Source organism: Nocardiopsis prasina DSM 43845 (assembly GCF_000341265.1).
GTDB lineage: Bacteria > Actinomycetota > Actinomycetes > Streptosporangiales > Streptosporangiaceae > Nocardiopsis > Nocardiopsis prasina.
Map to the genome: position 1 here is coordinate 1 of NZ_ANAE01000116.1, position 618 is coordinate 618.

Sequence of the window (618 nt, forward strand, 5' to 3'; positions counted from 1 at the left end):
TCGTCGGTGACCGGGACCGCCAGCACGTCGGCCTCGGGCGCCACCCCGATGAGCCCGCTGTCCTGCTGGGGTCGCGCCGCGACCACCCCGGCCAGGAACGTCCCGAACCCGGTGCAGTCCTCACCGGCCCCGTCCACCGCACCCTCGAGGGCGGCCGACGAGTCGTCGACCCCGCTGCCCACGACGGCCACGGTGATCCCGGCCCCCGAGGAGGTGGACCGGGCCCGGGGGAGCCCCAGGGCGTTCTCGGTCCAGAGCTCCTGACTCACCGTCTCCTCGGAGGACGGCGCACACGCGTCCCCGTCCAGTTCGGGCGCCACCTGCGGCAGCGCGGGCGGGACCTCGTCCGCCGCCGCGGGGGCGATCGCCACCAGGAACAGCGCGCCCGTCAGGCACACCCCGGCCCCGAACCGAAGCCGCTTCCGTTCCGCTCCGTTCGACACGGGGCCTCCCGTTCCTCTCACCTCCGGCCGCCCCGCCCAGCGGGGCGGCCGCTTCCTCGTCGCCGGACACCCGTCAGTCGCGGGCGGCCGCCTCCTCCGTCTCCGGGTCCAGTGCCAGCTGCACCTTGACCGGGTCGCGGCGGGCGAAGCGCAGCGCACGGCCCGGGGGCCGGGG

Annotated in this window: 1 protein-coding gene; it reads right to left on the bottom strand. The window is 77.0% G+C overall.

The window, feature by feature from the left end; all coding sequences use genetic code 11:
* The coding region (locus D452_RS0111830) for a S8 family serine peptidase (RefSeq protein ID WP_017544362.1) at positions 1–443 on the bottom strand (443 nt) is incomplete at its 3' end.
* Positions 444–618 lie beyond the last annotated feature (175 nt).